Source organism: Cellulomonas telluris (assembly GCF_004886325.1).
Classification (GTDB): Bacteria; Actinomycetota; Actinomycetes; order Actinomycetales; family Cellulomonadaceae; genus Cellulomonas; species Cellulomonas telluris.
In genome coordinates, this window is the sequence record NZ_QXFN01000001.1 from 349,996 (window position 1) to 367,082 (window position 17,087).

Genomic DNA, 17,087 nt, shown 5'->3' on the forward strand with positions numbered 1-17,087 from the left:
CGTACGTCTCCACCGACCTCGTCCCGGAGGGGCACCCATGTCACGGTCCTCAGTACTCCGCCGCCTCACCGCGGTGGCCGGCACCCTCGCGCTCGGCGCCGCGATGGTGGCGGGCTCTGCCGTCCTCGCCGCACCGGCGTCGGCGCACGGCGCCGTGTCCGACCCGCCCTCGCGCATCTACGGCTGCTACGACCGCTGGAGCGCGGCGTGGACCGACCCGGCCATGCAGACGCAGGACCCGATGTGCTGGAACGCGTGGCAGAGCAACCCCAACGCCATGTGGAACTGGAACGGCATGTTCCAGGAGAACGTCGGCGGCCGTCACGAGCAGGTGATCCCGAACGGCAAGCTCTGCTCCGCCAACAACCCGACCTACGCGGCGGCCGACGTCCCCGGCGCCTGGCAGACGACCTCCCGCCCGCACAGCTTCCGGCTCACCGTGCACGACCCGTCCAACCACGGCGCGGACTACCTGAAGATCTACGTCACCAAGCAGGGCTACGACGCCCGGACGAAGGCACTCGCGTGGTCCGACCTCGAGCTGGTGAAGACGACCGGGAGCTACCCCACCTCGAGCCCGTACGTCACCGACGTCACCGTCCCGAGCGACCGCCGCGGCCACCACGTCGTCTTCACGATCTGGCAGGCGAGCCACCTCGACCAGCCGTACTACCAGTGCAGCGACGTGAGCTTCGGCGGCACCGGCAACCCGACGCCGAACCCCACGACCCCGGCGCCGGACCCCACCACCCCGGCGCCGAACCCGACCACGCCGGCCCCCGACCCGACCACGCCGGCGCCGAACCCCACGACGCCCGCGCCGAACCCGACGACGCCGGCCGGTGCCTGCACCGCGACGGTGACCGTCGCGAGCTCCTGGCAGGGCGGCTACCAGGCCACGGTGACGGTGAAGGCCGGGGCCAGCGCGATCAACGGCTGGAGGGCGACCATCAACGGCGCGACGATCACCCAGGCGTGGAACGGCACGGCCTCCGGCAACACGATCACCTCGTCGTCGTGGAACGGGAAGCTCGCCGCGGGGGCGACGACCTCCGCCGGCTTCCTCGGCAGCGGCAGCCCGAGCAACCTGAGCGCCACCTGCACGGCGTCGTGACCGTCGGGCACTGATCGCCGAGCACTGACCGTCGAGCACTGACGCACGAGGGCCGCACGCCCGGGTGGGCGTGCGGCCCTGGTGCAGGCGTCGAGCACCGTGGACGCGCGCAGCCGCCGTGCCGCGGGCTTTCCGATCGGCTTTCGGGGGCGCCGCCGAAAGAAGCCTCCACCTCATGTCGCCAAGTCGCGGTGCCGCGCGTCGCTCGGTCCGGACCTCGGGCTCGGCGGCAGGGATCGCATTCGTGCCCGTCGCGGCAAAAAGGCGCACGTTCTTGCCGGGAAGTTCGGGACTGGTCACCGTTGACAGGCCGAGTCGCACCCCCATAGCGTTCCGGCATTGGAATCCTCGAGGTGGCCGGCAGCCGGCCGCCGTCATATCGAGTCGCGCACCGAGGCGAAGGCTCGACATCAAGGATCCATGCCATTCTCGCGTTTCACGCGACCACAAAGGGGGCTTCACGATGCATCGGAAGATCGCACGCGCAGTTGTGACGGCGGGAGTGCTCGCCGGCGTCTTCGTCGGCGGGGCGACGTCCGCGTCGGCGGCGACGCACTGGTCCGGCAACTACCCCACCAAGGCGGCCTGCGACCGGGCTCGGATCGCGCACCACGACTACGGGCAGCGCACCACCACGTGCTCCGTGTCGTACGACCGCGCCGGCAACCGGTCCTACTTCTTCCACTGGTTCAGCTGACGTCACCGCGGTGGGCAGCCGCAGTTCCGACGTCGTCGTCGGGTGCGGCGCACCCACCCGCGGATCTTTCCCGATCCGGGATCTGAGCCGCAGTCGGTGAAGCGGGGTGTCGATGTTCGAGCTCGGACATCGACACCCCGCTGCCGCGCGCCCGGGCCGCGGTGATGCCGGTCGTCGAAACGCGTTCCGAACCCGGGACAGGAACGGTGCGAGCTGCGAAAGCTCGCCAACCCTCGCCACGAGCTCCCCAGCACTTCGCACTTCGCCGCACTCGCGACGAGTATGCGCATCGATGTGGGCGCCCGTCGCGGCACGTTGCCTGGTCGTCGTGCCCTAGGTGTTCGTCCGTCGCCGTCCGGTACGCCGGTTGCCGGTCGACTGAGGGCCGCTCCACTGACCAGACACCGGCGCGCGCCCACGTGCCACTCATTCAGCCGCCGCATTCAATGAAGTCGTCGCGGCTTTCCGAAGTAGAGGGGAGCTCGACATCGCCCTCGCAGAGGTCGTCAGCTACATCTGCATGTCGACGAAGCGCGAGTAGTGGCCCTGGAACGCGACGGTGATCGTGTCCGTCGGGCCGTTACGGTGCTTCGCGACGATCAGGTCGGCCTCGCCGGCGCGCGGGGACTCCTTCTCGTAGGCGTCCTCGCGGTGCAGCAGGATCACCATGTCGGCGTCCTGCTCGATGCTGCCTGACTCACGCAGGTCGCTCATCGCCGGCCGCTTGTCGGTGCGCTGCTCGGGGCCACGGTTCAGCTGCGAGATCGCGATGACCGGGACCTCGAGCTCCTTGGCGAGCAGCTTGAGCGCACGCGAGAACTCCGAGACCTCCTGCTGGCGGGACTCGACGCGCTTGCCGGACGTCATCAGCTGGAGGTAGTCGATGACGACGAGCTTGAGGTCGTGCCGCTGCTTGAGCCGCCGGCACTTGGCGCGGATCTCCATCAGCGACATGTTCGGCGAGTCGTCGATGAAGAGCGGCGCCTCGGAGATGCGGCCCATGGTCGCCGCGATCTTCGCCCAGTCCTCCTCGCCCATCGCACCCGTGCGCAGCTTCTGCAGGTGCACGCGCGCCTCGGCCGAGAGCAGACGCATCGTGATCTCGTTGCGGCTCATCTCGAGCGAGAACACGACGGACGCCATGTTGTGCTTGATGGCCGCGGACCGGACGATGTCGATTCCCACCGTCGACTTGCCGATGGCCGGCCGCGCGGCGATGACGATCATCTGCCCCGGGTGCAGGCCGTTCGTCAGGCGGTCCAGGTCGGAGAAGCCGGTCGGCACCCCGATCATGCCCTCGCCGCGGTGGCCGGCTGCCTCGATCTCGTCGACCGTGCCGCCGATGATCTCCGACAGCGGCAGGTAGTCCTCCGACGCACGCCGCTCGGTGACCGCGTAGACCTCCGCCTGCGCGTTGTTGACGAGCTCGTCGACGTCGCCGCCGTCGGTCGCGTAGCCGAGCTGGACGATGCGGGTGCCGGCCTCGACGAGCTTCCGGAGGATGGAGCGCTCGCGCACGATGCGCGCGTAGAAGCCGGCGTTCGCGGCGGTGGGGACCGACGCGATCAGCGTGTGCAGGTAGGCGGCTCCGCCGATGCGGCCGATCTCGCCGCGCTTGGTCAGCTCGTCGGAGACCGTGATCGCGTCCGCCGGCTCGCCGCGGCCGTACAGGTCGATGATCGCGTCGTAGATCGCCTCGTGCGCCGGCCGGTAGAAGTCCGTCCCCCGCACCTGCTCGATCACGTCGGCGATGGCGTCCTTGCTGATCATCATGCCGCCGAGCACCGAGCGCTCGGCCTCGAGGTCCTGCGGCGGCGTGCGGTCGAAGCCGCCCCCGCCGCGGTTGCCCGTGTCCGGCGGTGCGCCGTACTCGAGGTCCTCGATGGTCACCTGTCACCCACTCTTCGCTCGTCCCACCCGGTCGAACGCCTGTTCTACACGGAGCCGCTGACAGTGCTCGGGGCCGCACGGCACGCCGCGCGGGCGCACCGGTGCCACCTGTCCTCGCGAGACTAGGGGGCGCGCCGCGGCTCCCCAAACGGCGCTGTGCACGCACCGGTGGACAGCCTGTGGACTCACGCCCGGACCCTGTGTGCACAGGATGGGGACAGTCCTGTGGACAACATCGAGGACGAGTCCGGACGGCGCCTCCCACCGGCGCATACGCTGTGCACGTGCTGTGGATCGGAATTCGTTCGTCTCGTATCCACCTGGCGGACGCCTGAACCGGCACGCGGACGACGAGCGCGCGTCACACTCCCCCGCCCAGCCGTCCCCCGACCCGTCGCCGGCGGCCCGACCGTCGGGTGTGGACCGGCAGATCGTCGCCCTCGCCGTCCCCGCCCTCGGCGCCCTCGTCGCCGAGCCGCTGTTCGTCCTCGTCGACTCCGCGATCGTCGGCCACCTGGGCACGGACGCCCTCGCCGGCCTCGCGCTCGCCTCGACCGTGCTCGTCACGCTCGTCGGACTCTGCGTCTTCCTCGCCTACGCCACGACCGCCGCCGTCGCCCGGCGCCTCGGCGCCGGTGACGCCCGCGGCGCCATGCAGACGGGTGTGGACGGGCTCTGGCTCGGTCTCGGGCTGGGCCTCGTGCTCGCAGCGGCCGCCTGGCTCGTCGCGCCGTGGCTGCTCGCCGCGCTCGGCGCCACGGGCGGCGTCCTCGAGCAGGCCGTCGCGTACCTGCGCTGGTCCACCCCCGGCCTGCCCGGCATGCTGCTCGTCCTCGCGGCCACGGGCGCGCTGCGCGGCCTGCAGGACACCCGCACGCCCCTGGTCGTCGCGGCGTCGGGCGCCGTCGCCAACGCCGTGCTCAACGCCGTGCTCGTCTACGGCGCCGGCATGGGCATCGCGGGCTCCGGCCTCGGGACCGCCGTCGCGCAGCTCGGGATGGCGGTCGCGCTCGTCGTGGTCGTCGTGCGCGGGGCGCGCGCCGCGGGCGCGGACCTGCGCCCGGCAGCGGGCGGCATCCTCGCGAACGCACGCGCCGGCGTCCCGCTGCTCGTGCGCACGGCCACGCTGCGGCTCGCGATCCTGCTCACGGTGTGGGTCGCGACCGGCCTCGGTGCCACGGCCCTGGCCGGGCACCAGGTCGTCAACGCGGTCTGGGGGCTGACCGCGTTCGCGCTCGACGCCCTCGCGATCGCCGCCCAGGCGCTGGTCGGGCACGCGCTCGGCGCGGGGGACGTGCCCCGCACGCGCGCGCTCCTGCGCCGCACGCTGCAGTGGGGCGTCGCGGCGGGGGCGATCATGGGTCTGCTCGTCGGCGTCCTCGCGCCGGTGTACGTGCGCCTGTTCACCACCGACCCCGACGTGCGGCGGGCCGCCGTCGTCGGCCTCGTCGTCGCCGCCGTCGCGCTGCCCATGGCGGGCTGGGTGTTCGTCCTGGACGGGGTGCTCATCGGCGCGGGTGACGGCCCGTTCCTCGCCTGGGCCGGCGTCGCGACCCTCGTCGTCTACGTGCCCGCCGCGCTCGCCGTGCACGCGTGGGCGCCCCCGGGGGCCGCGGGACTCGCGTGGCTGTGGGCGGCGTTCGCGGTCCTCTTCATGGCGTCACGGGCCGTGACCACCGGATGGCGTGCGCGGGGCACGGCGTGGATGGTCACGGGCGCGTAGACGCTCCCGCCCCTGCGGCCCGTGAGTCGCGGCCGGTGCGCCGCGGCGTCCGCCCGCGTCAGTCTCCGCCGCCGCCGCCCCCGCCGTCGGAGCCGCCGTCGCCGCCCCAGCCGCCGCCATGGCCGCCGGAACCGCCGTCGTGCCCGTCACGGCCGTCGCCGGAGGACCCCGCGCCTGCCGCGCCACCGTCGGACCCGCCCCCGTCGCCACGGCGTCGACGGTCCGCCGGCGCCGCCGGACGCGTGCTGACCCACCACGACCCGGTCGCACCGAGACCGAGCGCCAGGAAGACGATCCCGATCGCGGTGAACGACGAGCTGCCCTCCTGGGTCAGCCCGAGCACCAGGAACACGATCCCGATCGGCAGGAACGCCGCGCCGGCGCCCTGCGCGTTCCAGTCCCCACCGGTCTGCGCGCCGTCGCGCTCGGCACCGTTGCTGTCGTCGGCCATGCCGACCTCCTCGTCCGTCCTCCGTCGTCCGGTGGCTGACGCTAGCGACGGCCAGGGGCACAGGGGCACCGTCCGGCGGCCGATGTCGTCCTCGTCCTGGGGACGGAGGAGGCACCGCGCTCCGGACGCGACGAGGCCCCGCCCCGGACGGACCGGGACGGGGCCTCGTACCACCTCGAGGAGGTCAGGCGCGGCAGGTCAGGCGCCGACGACCTTGACGGTCACCGTGGCCGAGACCTCGGGGTGCAGGCGGACCTGCACCTTGTACTCGCCGAGCGACTTGATCGCCTGCGAGACCTCGATCTTGCGCTTGTCGACGGCCGGGGCACCGGCGGCCTTGATCGCCTCGGCGATCTCGGCCGTGGTGACGGCACCGAACAGGCGGCCGGACTCGCCGGACTTCGCCGTGACCGTGACCGCGTTCGCCTGGAGCGAGTCGCGGATGGCACGGGCGTCGTCGAGGGACGCGATCTCGCGGGCCTTGCGGGCCTTGCGGATCGCGGTGACGTCCTTCTCGGCGCCCTTGGTCCACGGCGTGGCCAGGTTGCGCGGGACGAGGTAGTTGCGGGCGTACCCGTCCTTCACCTCGACGACGTCGCCGGGGGCACCGAGGCCGGTGACCTCGTGGGTCAGGATGATCTTCGCCATGAGTCTCCCCTTCCTCAGCGGGCCGACGACGAGTACGGCAGCAGGGCCATCTCGCGGGCGTTCTTGACGGCGCGGGCGATCGCGCGCTGCTCCTGCACCGACACGCCGGTGACGCGACGGGCGCGGATCTTGCCGCGGTCGGAGATGAACTTGCGGAGCAGAGCCGTGTCCTTGTAGTCGACCGTCTCGATCTTGGCGGCCTTCAGGGGGTTCTGCTTCTTCTTGGGCTTGCGGACGACGGGCTTGGCCATCGTGGTGCTCCTTGTCTGTGGAGCCCCGAGCGTTGCCGTGCTCGGGGATGTGCGTCTTCAGGTGGTGCGAGCGCCGATCAGAACGGGGGCTCGTCGGAGTAGCCGCCGCCGGAGGACCCGCCCGCGGGCGTGGCCCACGGGTCGTCGGCCTGGCCGGCGGAGGACGACTGGCCGCCCCCGTAGCCGCCGCCACCGCCGCCGAACCCACCGCCGCCGCCGCCGCCGAAGCCGCCGCCACCGCCGGACCGCTGGGTCCGGGTGACCTTGGCCGTGGCGTAGCGCAGCGACGGGCCGACCTCGTCGACCTGCAGCTCGTACACGGTGCGCTTCTCGCCCTCGCGGGTCTCGTAGGAGCGCTGCACGAGCCGCCCGGTCACGATGACGCGGGTGCCCTTGGTGAGGGACTCGGCGACGGACTCGGCCGCCTCGCGCCAGATCGAGCAGCGCAGGAACAGCGTCTCGCCGTCCTTCCACTCGTTGCTCTGGCGGTCGAACGTGCGCGGCGTGGACGCGACGGTGAAGTTCGCGACCGCGGCCCCGGACGGGGTGAAGCGCAGCTCCGGGTCCCCGGTCAGGTTCCCGATCACCGTGATGGTGGTCTCACCGGCCATGGCGGCCTCCTCGCTCGTTCCGACGGATCGACTGCGGCTGTGCCGCACGGGTGGGGTGCTGCCCGGACCCTAGGGCCGGGCACCCACACGCGGGCTCAGGCCTCGCGGCGCAGGACCTTGGTGCGCAGGACGACCTCGTTGAGGCCGAGCTGGCGGTCGAGCTCCTTGGCGGTCGCGGGCGTCGCGGTGAAGTCGACGACGGCGTAGATGCCCTCGGCCTTCTTCTTGATGTCGTACGCGAGGCGACGACGGCCCCACACGTCCACCTTGTCGACGGTGCCACCCTCGGTCTTGACGACCGTCAGGTACTTGTCGAGCGACGGGGCGACGGTGCGCTCCTCGATCTCGGGGTCGAGGATGATCATGATCTCGTACTGACGCAGGCTCATACCCACCTCCTCTGGTCTTCGCGGTCACGGTCGGTCCGTGACAGGAGGGTCTCGTGCGTCTGCGCACCCCCGCCCCGAGCCGGGGAGAGGGCGCACGGAACCGTCCGCGAGGGACGGCAGCGGCCCAGCCTACCGGGTCCGGACGCCAGGTCCGAACCCGGTCACCCGGGCGCGACGTCAGCCGCTCTGGCCGGTGCCCTGACCGCCGCCCTCACCGCCGCCGCCCTGGCCGCCACCGGCTCCGCCGCCGCCGTCGCCGGCACCGGCCGTCTGCGTGGGCTGCGGCTCCGCCGGCTGCGTGGGCTCCGGCGGGGGCGGCGGTGCCTGCGTCGGCTGCGGCGGCGGACCGCTGGAGACCACGATCGTCACCGTCGAGCCCGTCGGCACGGTGCTGCCCTCACCGGGCTGGACGCGGATGACCCGTCCCCTGTCGACGTCCGCCGAGCTCTCGTACGTCACGCTGGCGACGAGGTTCGCCCCCTGCAGGGCCCCGACCGCGTCCGCCTCGCGGCGGCCCGCCAGCCCACCGGGCACCTGGACCTCGGCGGGAGCCTCCTGGGTCGGCTCCGGCGCGGCCGTCTCGGTCGGCGTCGGCGTCGCCGTCGCGGTCGGCTTGCGGCCGACGTTCGCGCGCGCCGGGAAGTCGACGACCTCGGCGTACCGCGGCTGGGCGAAGACCTGCCCCATGTAGTGCGCCCACAGCGCCGCGGGGTACGTGCCGCCGGTGATCTCCGTCAGGCGACGTCCGCCCGCGGAGTACCCGAACTCCGAGATGGAGTCCTTGCCCTTGCCGTCGACCGCGTCCTGCGACAGGGCGACGGCCGTCGCCAGCTGCGGCACGTACCCGACGAACCAGGCGGACTTGTTGAGGCTCGACGTACCCGTCTTGCCGGCGATCGGCCGGCCCAGGGGCGACACCCACCCCTCCGCGGAGCCCTCCTCCACGACGCGCGTCATCGCGTACGTGGCGTCGGCCATGACGGCCGGGTCGAACGTGGGCTGACCGGTCGTGTCGGCGGTGTACGCGACCGAGCCGTCGGTGTTGGTGACGCTCGCCACGATGTGCGGGTCGTGGCGCACGCCCTGCGCGGCGAACGTGGCGTAGGCGTTGGCCATGTCCAGCGGGTACACGTCGTCGGAGCCGAGCACGTTGGACGCCAGCACCTGCGGCTCCGTCGTGAGGCCGGCGCGCTTGGCGACCTCGGCGGTCTTGTCGGGCCCGACCTCGAGGTTGAGCTCCGCGTACACGGTGTTGACCGAGTGCGCGGTGGCGGTCGCGAGGTCGATCGACCCGAACGAGTCGTTGCCGAAGTTCTGGACGCGCCACGGCTCGCCCTCGCCGATGTCGAACTCCTGCGGCGAGTGGCCGCTGTACCGGTTGCTGAGACCGATGCCCTGCTCGAGAGCGGCGACCAGCGTGAAGGGCTTGAAGGTGGAGCCCGCCTGGATCCGGTCGAACGTCGCGGTGTTCCGCGCGTCCGCGAGGTAGTCCGGGCCGCCGTAGAGCGAGACGATCGCTCCCGTCGCCGGGTCGACCGACACGATCGACACCCGCAGCCGCTCGTTGGGCACCTCGCCCTCCGACAGCCCGCCGCTGCGCAGCGCGTCCGCCGACGCCACGGCCGCCTGCTGGAGCGCCGGGTCGATCGTCGTGACGATCGACAGGCCCTTGGTGCGCAGCTCGTCCTCGCGCCACAGCTTCGTGGCGAGCAGCTCGTCCTCGACCATCTTGAGCAGGTGCCCGTTGGGGCCCCGGAACGTCTCGCCGCGCGCGTACGGCACGGTGGCGGGGAACACCTGGGCGGCGCGGTCCGCCGCGGTCAGCCATCCCGAGTCGACCATCGAGTCGAGCACGAGGCCCCAGCGCTGCTCCGCCTTCTCCGGGCTGTTGGCGGGGTCCCAGTTGTTCGGGGACGGGATGACGGCCGCGAGCAGCGCGGCCTCGGAGACCGTCAGGTCGGCCGCGTTCTTGCCGAAGTACGACTGCGCCGCGGCCTGGATGCCGTACGAGTCACGACCGAAGTAGATCGTGTTCAGGTAGCGGCCCATGATCTGTTCCTTGGACTCGCGCTGGGTGATCTTGATGGCGAGGATCGCTTCCTTCGCCTTGCCCAGGTAGTCCGTGGTGGTGTTCTGGTAGTACCGCTCGACGTACTGCTGCGTCAGCGTCGACCCGCCCTGCGTCGGCTTGCCCTGCACGTTGTTGAGGAACGCGCGGGCCATGCCCGTGATCGAGATGCCGCGGTTGGAGAAGAACGTCTTGTCCTCGCCGGCCGCGACGGCCTTGCCGATGTGGTCGGGCAGCGTCTCGTAGTCGACGATCTCGCGCTTCTGCTTCGCGAACTGCCCCATGACGGGCCCCGGCTCCCCCGGGTTCGCGCCCGCGAAGTAGACGGTCGTCGTCTCGAACTCGACCTCGTCGAGGGGGTCCGGCGGCTGGACCAGCGAGAAGGCGGCGACCCCCGCGCCGAGCACGAGGAAGATGCCGCCGATGACGGTGCCGAGCACGACGCGCCACGAGGGCAGCCAGCGGTGCAGGCCCGTGTACCCCGACCGGGGGTAGTCCCAGAAGCGGCGCTTGCCGGCCTCCGTGGTGGGGCGACGCGTCGCGCGCCGGGCGCGCGGGGGCGCCGCACGGCGGTTCGAGGCTGCCAACTCCAGGCCTTCCGTCGACGACTGGTCCGGCGCCGTCCCCCGTCGCGACCGACGGCGGGGACCGCGCCGGGCTCAGTATGGACGAACGACCTGGGGCGGTCGCCCGGTCGGCGCCCGGGATGTTCCGGTTCGCGGCGTGCCTTCACATGATCGCCACCGGCCCCGAACGGTCCCCGCCGACGCGCGCCGGGGTCGGTGCGCCCGTCCCGGTTGTCCCGACCCGTCCCGCCGACCTATTCTCCGGATGTATCGAGTTGATACATCGGCACCGACGACCGGTGCCGATGCGAGCGGGAGGAGGGTGACGTGCGCGGACGTTCCGACGTGCTCGAGCCGGCGATCCTCGGCCTGCTCGCCGAGTCGCCCATGCACGGGTACGAGCTGCGCAAGCGGCTCAACCTGGTGCTCGGCTCGTTCCGCGCGCTGTCCTACGGGTCGCTCTACCCCGCCCTCAAGGCGCTGGCCGCGAAGGGCTGGATCGTCGGCAACGACGCGCCGGTCGAGCGCCCCGTCGCGACGAAGCGCGCCCGGATCGTCTACCAGCTCACCGGCGAGGGCAAGGAGCACCTGCAGCAGGTGCTCGCGTCCGCCGGGCCGTCGGCGTGGGAGGACGAGAACTTCGACGTGCGCTTCGCGTTCTTCGGCCAGACGGACGCCGAGACGCGGCTGCGCATCCTCGAGGGCCGCCGCACCCGCCTGACCGAGCGGCTCGAGACGATCCGCCAGTCGTTCAACCGCACCCGCGAGCGCATGGACGAGTACACGCTCGAGCTCCAGCGCCACGGCCTCGAGCAGGTCGAGCGCGAGGTCCGCTGGCTGGACGGCCTCATCGACAACGAGCGCGGCGTCCGCCGCGCCCGCACCGAGAGCGAGGGCCGGCCGGCCCTCGCCACTGACGACGCCGAGGGATCCACCGAGGCGCACACCGAGAAGGAGCGAGGATGACCTCCATCCGCGTCGCCATCGTCGGCGTCGGCAACTGCGCCGCATCGCTGGTCCAGGGCGTGCAGTACTACCGCGACGCCGACCCGCAGGCGAAGGTCCCGGGCCTCATGCACGTGCAGTTCGGCGACTACCACGTGCGCGACATCGAGTTCGTCGCCGCGTTCGACGTCGACGCGAAGAAGGTCGGCTTCGACCTCTCCGAGGCGATCTTCAACTCGGAGAACAACACCATCAAGATCTCCGACGTCCCGCCGCTGGGCGTGCCGGTGCTGCGCGGCCACACGCTGGACGGCCTCGGCAAGTACTACTCGCAGACCATCGAGGAGTCGGACGCCGAGCCCGTCGACGTCGTCGCCACGCTGCGCGAGGCGCAGGTCGACGTGCTCGTCTGCTACCTGCCCGTCGGGTCCGAGGACGCGGCGAAGTTCTACGCGCAGGCCGCGATCGACGCCGGCGTCGCGTTCGTCAACGCGCTGCCCGTGTTCATCGCGTCCGACCCGGAGTGGGCCGCGAAGTTCGAGGCCGCCGGCGTGCCGATCGTCGGCGACGACATCAAGTCGCAGGTCGGCGCGACGATCACGCACCGCGTGCTCGCCCGTCTGTTCGAGGACCGCGGCGTGGTCCTGGACCGCACGTACCAGCTGAACGTCGGCGGCAACATGGACTTCAAGAACATGCTCGAGCGCGAGCGCCTGGAGTCCAAGAAGGTCTCGAAGACGCAGGCCGTCACGTCGAACCTCGACGACGGCCCGCTGGCCGGCAAGAAGGACGACCGCAACGTCCACATCGGCCCGTCGGACTACGTCGCGTGGCTCGACGACCGCAAGTGGGCGTACGTACGCCTCGAGGGCCGCGCGTTCGGCGACGTCCCGCTGAACCTCGAGTACAAGCTCGAGGTCTGGGACTCCCCGAACTCGGCCGGCGTCATCATCGACGCCCTGCGCGCGGCGAAGATCGCGAAGGACCGCGGCATCGGCGGCCCGATCCTGTCGGCGTCGACGTACTTCATGAAGTCCCCGCCGGTGCAGATGGAGGACCAGAAGGGCCGTGCCCAGCTGGAGGCCTTCATCCGCGGTGAGGTGGAGCGCTGATCCGGAGCGCAGCGGAGCGTGGGGGTCGAGCGGAGCGAGGCACCCGCGCGTAGCGGAGCGCAGGACCGGCGCGACCACAGGCGTGGAGCGCTGATCCGGAGCGCAGCGGAGCGTGGGGGTCGAGCCGAGTGAGGCACCCGCGCGTAGCGGAGCGCAGGATCGGCGCGACCACAGGCGTGGAGCGCTGATCCGGAGCGCAGCGGAGGCCGAGGGCCCGACGAGCACGTGCTCGTCGGGCCCTCGCCCGTTCCCCGGCCCCACCACGTCCGCAGTGTGCAGCGTTCGTCCCGTCCGGCGCGACGAACGCTGCACACGGACCGTCAAGCTCGTCCACAGGAGGGGGTCGGTGGCGTCCCGCGGCCCCGGGCGTCGGCATGGTGGCGGGGTGCGGTGGGACGACGGCGGGCGGGCGCCCGTGGACGTGGCACGGCTGCCGGGCGTCGCCGGGCTGCCCGAGCCGGTGCGCACGGCGGTGCTGCGGCGCGACGGCGTCGTGACGACGGACGAGCTCGTCCGCGCGGGCACGAGCCGGGGGCGCGTCGCACGCCGCGTGGCGTCCGGCGAGTGGCAGCGGTTGCACCGTGGCGTCGTGCTGCTGCAGTCCGGACCGCCGACGTGGCGCCAGTCCGCGCGCGCGGCGCTCGTGGCGGCGGGTCCCGGTGCGGCGCTCTCGCACGTCTCGGCGGCGTACGTCCACGGCATCGTGCGGCGGCCCGGAACGCAGGTCGTCGTGAGCGTGCCCGTCGAACGGTACGTACGACCGCACGCGGGCGTGGTCGTCCGGCGTCGGCGCCGCATGCCGCCGGTCTGCGGGCGCCTGCCCGCGACGACGCGCGAGGCCACGGTGCTCGACCTGGTGCACGACGCACTCACGGAGGACGACGTGGTGGGCCTGCTCTGCGACGCGGTGCGTGCGGGCGTGCACCCGTGGGCCGTCGCCCGGGCCGCGCAGGCGCGTACCGCGCTGCGGCACCGGGCGCTGCTGCGGGACGTCGTCGAGGACGTGCGGGCCGGGGTCGAGTCGCCGCTCGAGCGACGCTACGACCGCGACGTCGAGCGTCGGCACGGGCTCCCCCGGTCGGCGGCCCAGGTGCGCGAGCGCGTCGGCGGGACGTGGATACGCGCGGACCGCGTCTACGTGGGCCTGGGTGTGCGCGTCGAGCTCGACGGCCGGCTCGCGCACCCGTCGGGCACGACCGACGACGACGTGTGGCGCGACAACGCGGTCCTGCTGGACCGCGCGGACGTGACGCTGCGGTTCCGCTGGCGGCACGTGGTCGCGACGCCCTGCGCCGCGGCCGTCCAGGTCGCCCGCGCCCTCGCGTCCCGCGGCTGGCGCCCCCGTCCCACTCCCTGCTCCCCGGCCTGCCCCCTGCCCCGTCCCTGACCGTCGGTGTGCAGCGTCCGTCCTGTCACGCGTGACCGACGCTGCACACCCGGTCGTGCGGCAGCGCGGGGTGGCAGGTCCGGGTGCGGCGTGGCGCTGCTCCGGTCGGGTGTCACCCGCGAGCAGGTCGGGCGGCGCCTGCGGCACCCGTGGCAGCATGCCCTGGTGCGCCTCCGTCCCGCCCTCGCCGCCGTCCTCGTGATGCCGGCCCTCGCGGCCTGCACGGTCTCCGCGGACGTGGACCTCGGCCCGGGCGTGGAGCCGGAGAAGCTCGCGACGCAGGTCAGCAGCGCCCTCGAGGAGTCCGTCGGCGTCGCCCCCGACGACGTGGAGTGCGACGACCAGCTCGACGCCCGGGTGGACGCCACGACGCGGTGCGTCCTGACGGCCGGCGAGGAGCGGTACGGCGTCACGGTGACCGCGACCGAGGTGTCGGGCGACACCGTCGACTTCGACGTCCAGGTGGACGACCAGCCGATGACGGACGGGTCCTGACGGGACCGGTCCGGGCGGGAGGGGTGCGATGAACGTGTCGATCTCGGTGAGCGCGCAGGAGGTCGGCGCCCTCGCCGACGCGCTGGACGGCGTGGGGGCCGAGTACGGCTGCCCGGCGCTGCCGACCGCGGGCACGGGTGCCGAGTCGACCGGGCACGTCGAGCTCGCGCAGGCGCTGCCGCAGTTCTGCCAGTTCACCTCGGACGTCCTCAACGCCCTGGTGGCGAACCTGGGGCAGCACGCGGACCAGCTGCGTGAGGCGTCGCGCCTCTACTGCTCCGCGGACGACGGCGCCTCGTCCGCCGTCGACGCGCTGCGCCTGCCCGCGTTCGACGCGCACCTGGACCAGTCGCGGTGACGGCGCCCGCGAGCGCCGAGCTCGGCGAGTCCGACGACCCGGTCGCCCTCGTCCCGGGGGTCGCGGGCGACGTGCGCGGGGCCGCCGCGACGCTGCGGTCCTGGTCGACGCGGCTGTCGGACACCGGTGACCAGCTCAAGGCCCTGCGTGCGCCGTCCTGGACCGGCGAGGGAGCGGACGCGTTCTGGGGGTCGTTCGGCCCCGTGCCGGGGGTCTGGTTCACGGCGTCCGACCTGCTCGCCGACGCGGCGACCGCCCTCGAGGCGCACGCCGACGCGATCACGAGCGCGCAGGACAAGGCGCAGGACGCGATCGACCGGTGGAACCGCGGCGAGGAGCGCACCGCGCGTGCCCGCGCCGACTACCAGGAGGCCGCAGTGCGCTTCGCGCAGCACGGCGGGGGCATGCACCCGGTGTTCGTCGACAGCGGTGAGGCCGACCGCCGCGAGGCGCGCGAGATCCTCGAGGACGCACGCACGGCGCTGGACGAGTCCGGGCACACCGCGATCATGGCGCTCGTCGAGGTCGGCGGCGGCACGATGACGCAGGGCGGCTCCGAGGGCCCGGGCGCGGAGGGCAGCTGGTCGTGGGGCTCGGCGAAGAGCGACCAGTGGAAGAAGCACTTCGGCGACGGCCCGTCCTGGGCGCCGGGGCCGAGCGGACCGCCGGAGCTCGGCCTCTCCGCGGTGCTCGCGTCCGTGCACGGTGCCGCCTGGGTGTGGCGGACGCAGGGCAGCTTCACGCGCCCCCTCGGCGGGGGCGCGCAGGTGTACGGCAACGGCAGCGTGTCCGTCCTGTCCGCCGAGGCCACCGGGTCCGCGTCGTGGTCGAACAGCAAGGGGTTCCACGCCGCTGCCAACGCCGAGGCGAACGTCGCGAAGGCGGAGGGCCGGGTCGGCTACCGCAACGACTGGGCGGACGCGCACCTGGGCGGCACTGCGCAGGTGGGCGCCTACGCGAGGGGTGAGGCGCAGTTCACGACGGACGGCGTCGAACTCAGCGGCGAGGCGCTCGCCGGAGCGAAGGTCTCGGTGGAAGGCGAGGCCACGCTCGGCGGCATCGGGATCAGCGCGGGAGCCGAGGGCTGGGCCGGCGCCGGTGCCGGTGGCTCCGTGCAGTTCGGCATGGAGGACGGCAAGTGGCGCATGGGCGTCAGCGGCGGCGCGGCGTTCGGTCTGGGCGGTGAGCTCTCCGTCGGAATCGTGATCGACCCGGCGGAGGTCGTCGAGACGGGGCAGAAGCTGGCCGACGAGATCGCGAGCTGGTGGTGACGGAGATGGTGACGCTGCGGTGGCCCAACGACCTGTGGCGGCCCCTGGACCCCGGCGCGGTCGGGGTGGAGGGGGTCGAGCTGCTGGTCGGGCGCGCGGGCCTGGGTGGCGGGTACACGCCGCTGATGAGCGTGCGCCGCACGCTGCTGCCCGCGGGTGCGCCGCTCGAGCGGGTCGCCGACGAGGCCGCGCTGCGGCTCGCCCGGCAGACGGGGACGGCCGAGCGCCTGCGCCTGACGACGACGGGCACGGACGGGCCCGCGCCGGGGCTCACCCAGCTGCTGGCCGGGCAGGCGGAGGTCGACGGTGTGCGCTACGACCTGCGCCAGCTCGACGGGTTGCTCGGGGCGGTGCAGGAGAACGGGACGACCGCGGTGGTCGTCCTCACGGCCGTGTGCACGGCGGACCAGCTGCCGGTCGTCGGTCCGGAGTTCACCGCGGTGCTCGGGGGCATGACGGCCGACTGACGGCCGTCGCGCCGGCCACGGGAGCGCCGGGGCGCCGTCAGCCCAGCCGGCCGGTGAGCGCCAGCACCCCCAGCACGACGAGGGTGAGGAGCGCCCCCGCCCCGGCGATCGCGCCGACGACCTTGCCGACGGTCGCGGAGAGCGGCTGCTTCTCGTGCCACCCCAGCTCCGCCGCCGGTCCGCGCACGGCCCCGTGCAGCGTGGAGGTGCGCTGCACCTGCCGCTCGACGAGCACCGGCTCGCCGTCGGGGCCCGGGGCGTACACGGCCACGGACCGCACGGCGTTCTCCCGCCCGCGGAAGCCGGCGACGCCGACCTTGCCCGTCAGGCGGTCGGTGCCGGCGCTGAAGCGCATGTCCTCGATGCGCAGCGTCATGGTCGCCGGGTCGCAGCGGACCATCGCCCACGAGCGCACCTGGCCCTGCGTGCTCCCGATGCGGTCCTCGAACGGGTGGCGGAACCCCACGGCGAAGCCGTCGTCCGTCTCCCGCACCATCACGTCGTCCGGCACGCGCCGCTCGACGGCCTCGCGCAGCTCCGCGACGAGGTCGACCTCGTCCCGCTCGTCCCTGTCCACGTCGTCCTCCGTCCACGGCTGCCGGGCAGCGTAGCCCGACGGCCGGCCCCCGCCGAGCACGGACCGA

General features: G+C 73.1%; 18 protein-coding genes. 10 read left to right on the forward strand and 8 right to left on the reverse strand.

Features of this window, described 5'->3' with window-relative positions; all coding sequences use genetic code 11:
• The first annotated feature begins 73 nt into the window (after window positions 1-73).
• Together FB586_RS01755 and FB586_RS01760 are read left to right on the forward strand one after the other, a co-directional pair.
• A complete protein-coding gene (locus FB586_RS01755) occupies window positions 74-1,114 on the forward strand; it encodes a lytic polysaccharide monooxygenase (RefSeq protein ID WP_246036321.1) in 1,041 nt (346 codons plus the stop codon).
• 490 nt (window positions 1,115-1,604) lie between these two features.
• Window positions 1,605-1,811: a hypothetical protein gene (locus FB586_RS01760; RefSeq protein WP_136517609.1), complete on the forward strand. Its 207-nt coding sequence runs from the start codon at window positions 1,605-1,607 to the stop codon at window positions 1,809-1,811.
• A 510-nt stretch (window positions 1,812-2,321) separates the two neighbouring features.
• On the opposite strand, the gene dnaB is transcribed toward FB586_RS01760, so the two are convergent.
• A complete protein-coding gene (dnaB, locus tag FB586_RS01765; protein ID WP_136517610.1) occupies window positions 2,322-3,701 on the reverse strand; it encodes a replicative DNA helicase in 1,380 nt (459 codons plus the stop codon).
• A 418-nt stretch (window positions 3,702-4,119) separates the two neighbouring features.
• Between dnaB and FB586_RS01770 the strand changes: the two genes are divergently transcribed.
• Window positions 4,120-5,424, forward strand: coding sequence for an MATE family efflux transporter (locus FB586_RS01770; RefSeq protein ID WP_136517611.1), 1,305 nt, complete (start codon window positions 4,120-4,122; stop codon window positions 5,422-5,424).
• A gap of 58 nt (window positions 5,425-5,482) precedes the next feature.
• Here the strand turns inward: FB586_RS01770 and FB586_RS19185 are convergent, their stop codons facing one another.
• The 6 genes from FB586_RS19185 to FB586_RS01800 form a co-directional block, all read right to left on the reverse strand.
• Complete coding sequence (locus FB586_RS19185) at window positions 5,483-5,875, reverse strand: hypothetical protein (protein WP_168800396.1); 393 nt, start codon at window positions 5,873-5,875, stop codon at window positions 5,483-5,485.
• Between the two features lie 198 nt (window positions 5,876-6,073).
• Window positions 6,074-6,523 (reverse strand): 50S ribosomal protein L9, encoded by a 450-nt coding sequence (rplI, locus tag FB586_RS01780; RefSeq protein ID WP_136517612.1) that lies wholly within the window; start codon window positions 6,521-6,523, stop codon window positions 6,074-6,076.
• A 14-nt stretch (window positions 6,524-6,537) separates the two neighbouring features.
• Window positions 6,538-6,774, reverse strand: coding sequence for a 30S ribosomal protein S18 (gene rpsR, locus FB586_RS01785; RefSeq protein WP_136517613.1), 237 nt, complete (start codon window positions 6,772-6,774; stop codon window positions 6,538-6,540).
• A 77-nt stretch (window positions 6,775-6,851) separates the two neighbouring features.
• Complete coding sequence (locus FB586_RS01790) at window positions 6,852-7,385, reverse strand: single-stranded DNA-binding protein (protein ID WP_136517614.1); 534 nt, start codon at window positions 7,383-7,385, stop codon at window positions 6,852-6,854.
• Between the two features lie 95 nt (window positions 7,386-7,480).
• Entirely contained in the window at window positions 7,481-7,774 is a 294-nt protein-coding gene (rpsF, locus tag FB586_RS01795) for a 30S ribosomal protein S6 (protein WP_136517615.1), read from the reverse strand.
• Between the two features lie 177 nt (window positions 7,775-7,951).
• Entirely contained in the window at window positions 7,952-10,429 is a 2,478-nt protein-coding gene (locus tag FB586_RS01800) for a transglycosylase domain-containing protein (protein ID WP_136517616.1), read from the reverse strand.
• Window positions 10,430-10,735: 306 nt separating this feature from the next.
• On the opposite strand from FB586_RS01800, the gene FB586_RS01805 reads away from it, so the two are divergent.
• From FB586_RS01805 to FB586_RS01835, 7 genes are all read left to right on the forward strand, one after another.
• The gene (locus FB586_RS01805) at window positions 10,736-11,374 is read left to right on the forward strand and encodes a PadR family transcriptional regulator (RefSeq protein ID WP_136517617.1); all 639 of its coding nucleotides are present in this window, start codon (window positions 10,736-10,738) and stop codon (window positions 11,372-11,374) included.
• A complete protein-coding gene (locus FB586_RS01810) occupies window positions 11,371-12,465 on the forward strand; it encodes an inositol-3-phosphate synthase (RefSeq protein ID WP_136517618.1) in 1,095 nt (364 codons plus the stop codon). The genes FB586_RS01805 and FB586_RS01810 overlap by 4 nt, the downstream gene beginning before the upstream one ends.
• A 385-nt stretch (window positions 12,466-12,850) precedes the next feature.
• The gene (locus FB586_RS01815) at window positions 12,851-13,852 is read left to right on the forward strand and encodes a type IV toxin-antitoxin system AbiEi family antitoxin domain-containing protein (RefSeq protein ID WP_246036322.1); all 1,002 of its coding nucleotides are present in this window, start codon (window positions 12,851-12,853) and stop codon (window positions 13,850-13,852) included.
• 165 nt (window positions 13,853-14,017) lie between these two features.
• Window positions 14,018-14,347, forward strand: a complete 330-nt coding sequence (locus FB586_RS01820; RefSeq protein ID WP_222928258.1) for a DUF4333 domain-containing protein — start codon at window positions 14,018-14,020, stop codon at window positions 14,345-14,347.
• Window positions 14,348-14,375: 28 nt separating this feature from the next.
• Complete coding sequence (locus FB586_RS01825; RefSeq protein ID WP_136517619.1) at window positions 14,376-14,705, forward strand: type VII secretion target; 330 nt, start codon at window positions 14,376-14,378, stop codon at window positions 14,703-14,705.
• On the forward strand, window positions 14,702-15,976 hold the full coding sequence (locus FB586_RS01830; RefSeq protein WP_136517620.1) for a WXG100 family type VII secretion target: 1,275 nt from the start codon (window positions 14,702-14,704) through the stop codon (window positions 15,974-15,976). The genes FB586_RS01825 and FB586_RS01830 overlap by 4 nt, the downstream gene beginning before the upstream one ends.
• The gene (locus FB586_RS01835) at window positions 15,973-16,443 is read left to right on the forward strand and encodes a hypothetical protein (RefSeq protein ID WP_136517621.1); all 471 of its coding nucleotides are present in this window, start codon (window positions 15,973-15,975) and stop codon (window positions 16,441-16,443) included. Before FB586_RS01830 ends, FB586_RS01835 begins: the two co-directional genes overlap by 4 nt.
• 37 nt (window positions 16,444-16,480) lie before the next feature.
• On the opposite strand, the gene FB586_RS01840 is transcribed toward FB586_RS01835, so the two are convergent.
• The gene (locus FB586_RS01840; RefSeq protein WP_136517622.1) at window positions 16,481-17,020 is read right to left on the reverse strand and encodes a hypothetical protein; all 540 of its coding nucleotides are present in this window, start codon (window positions 17,018-17,020) and stop codon (window positions 16,481-16,483) included.
• Window positions 17,021-17,087 lie beyond the last annotated feature (67 nt).

Excerpts from the sequence above, each read along its gene's own strand:
- FB586_RS19185 (WP_168800396.1), bottom strand. The coding sequence starts at position 5,875 with ATGGCCGACGACAGCAACGGTGCCGAGCGCGACGGCGCGCAGACCGGT.
- FB586_RS01810 (WP_136517618.1), top strand. The coding sequence starts at position 11,371 with ATGACCTCCATCCGCGTCGCCATCGTCGGCGTCGGCAACTGCGCCGCA.
- FB586_RS01825 (WP_136517619.1), top strand. The coding sequence starts at position 14,376 with ATGAACGTGTCGATCTCGGTGAGCGCGCAGGAGGTCGGCGCCCTCGCC.
- rplI (WP_136517612.1), bottom strand. The coding sequence starts at position 6,523 with ATGGCGAAGATCATCCTGACCCACGAGGTCACCGGCCTCGGTGCCCCC.
- FB586_RS01790 (WP_136517614.1), bottom strand. The coding sequence starts at position 7,385 with ATGGCCGGTGAGACCACCATCACGGTGATCGGGAACCTGACCGGGGAC.
- rpsR (WP_136517613.1), bottom strand. The coding sequence starts at position 6,774 with ATGGCCAAGCCCGTCGTCCGCAAGCCCAAGAAGAAGCAGAACCCCCTG.
- rpsF (WP_136517615.1), bottom strand. The coding sequence starts at position 7,774 with ATGAGCCTGCGTCAGTACGAGATCATGATCATCCTCGACCCCGAGATC.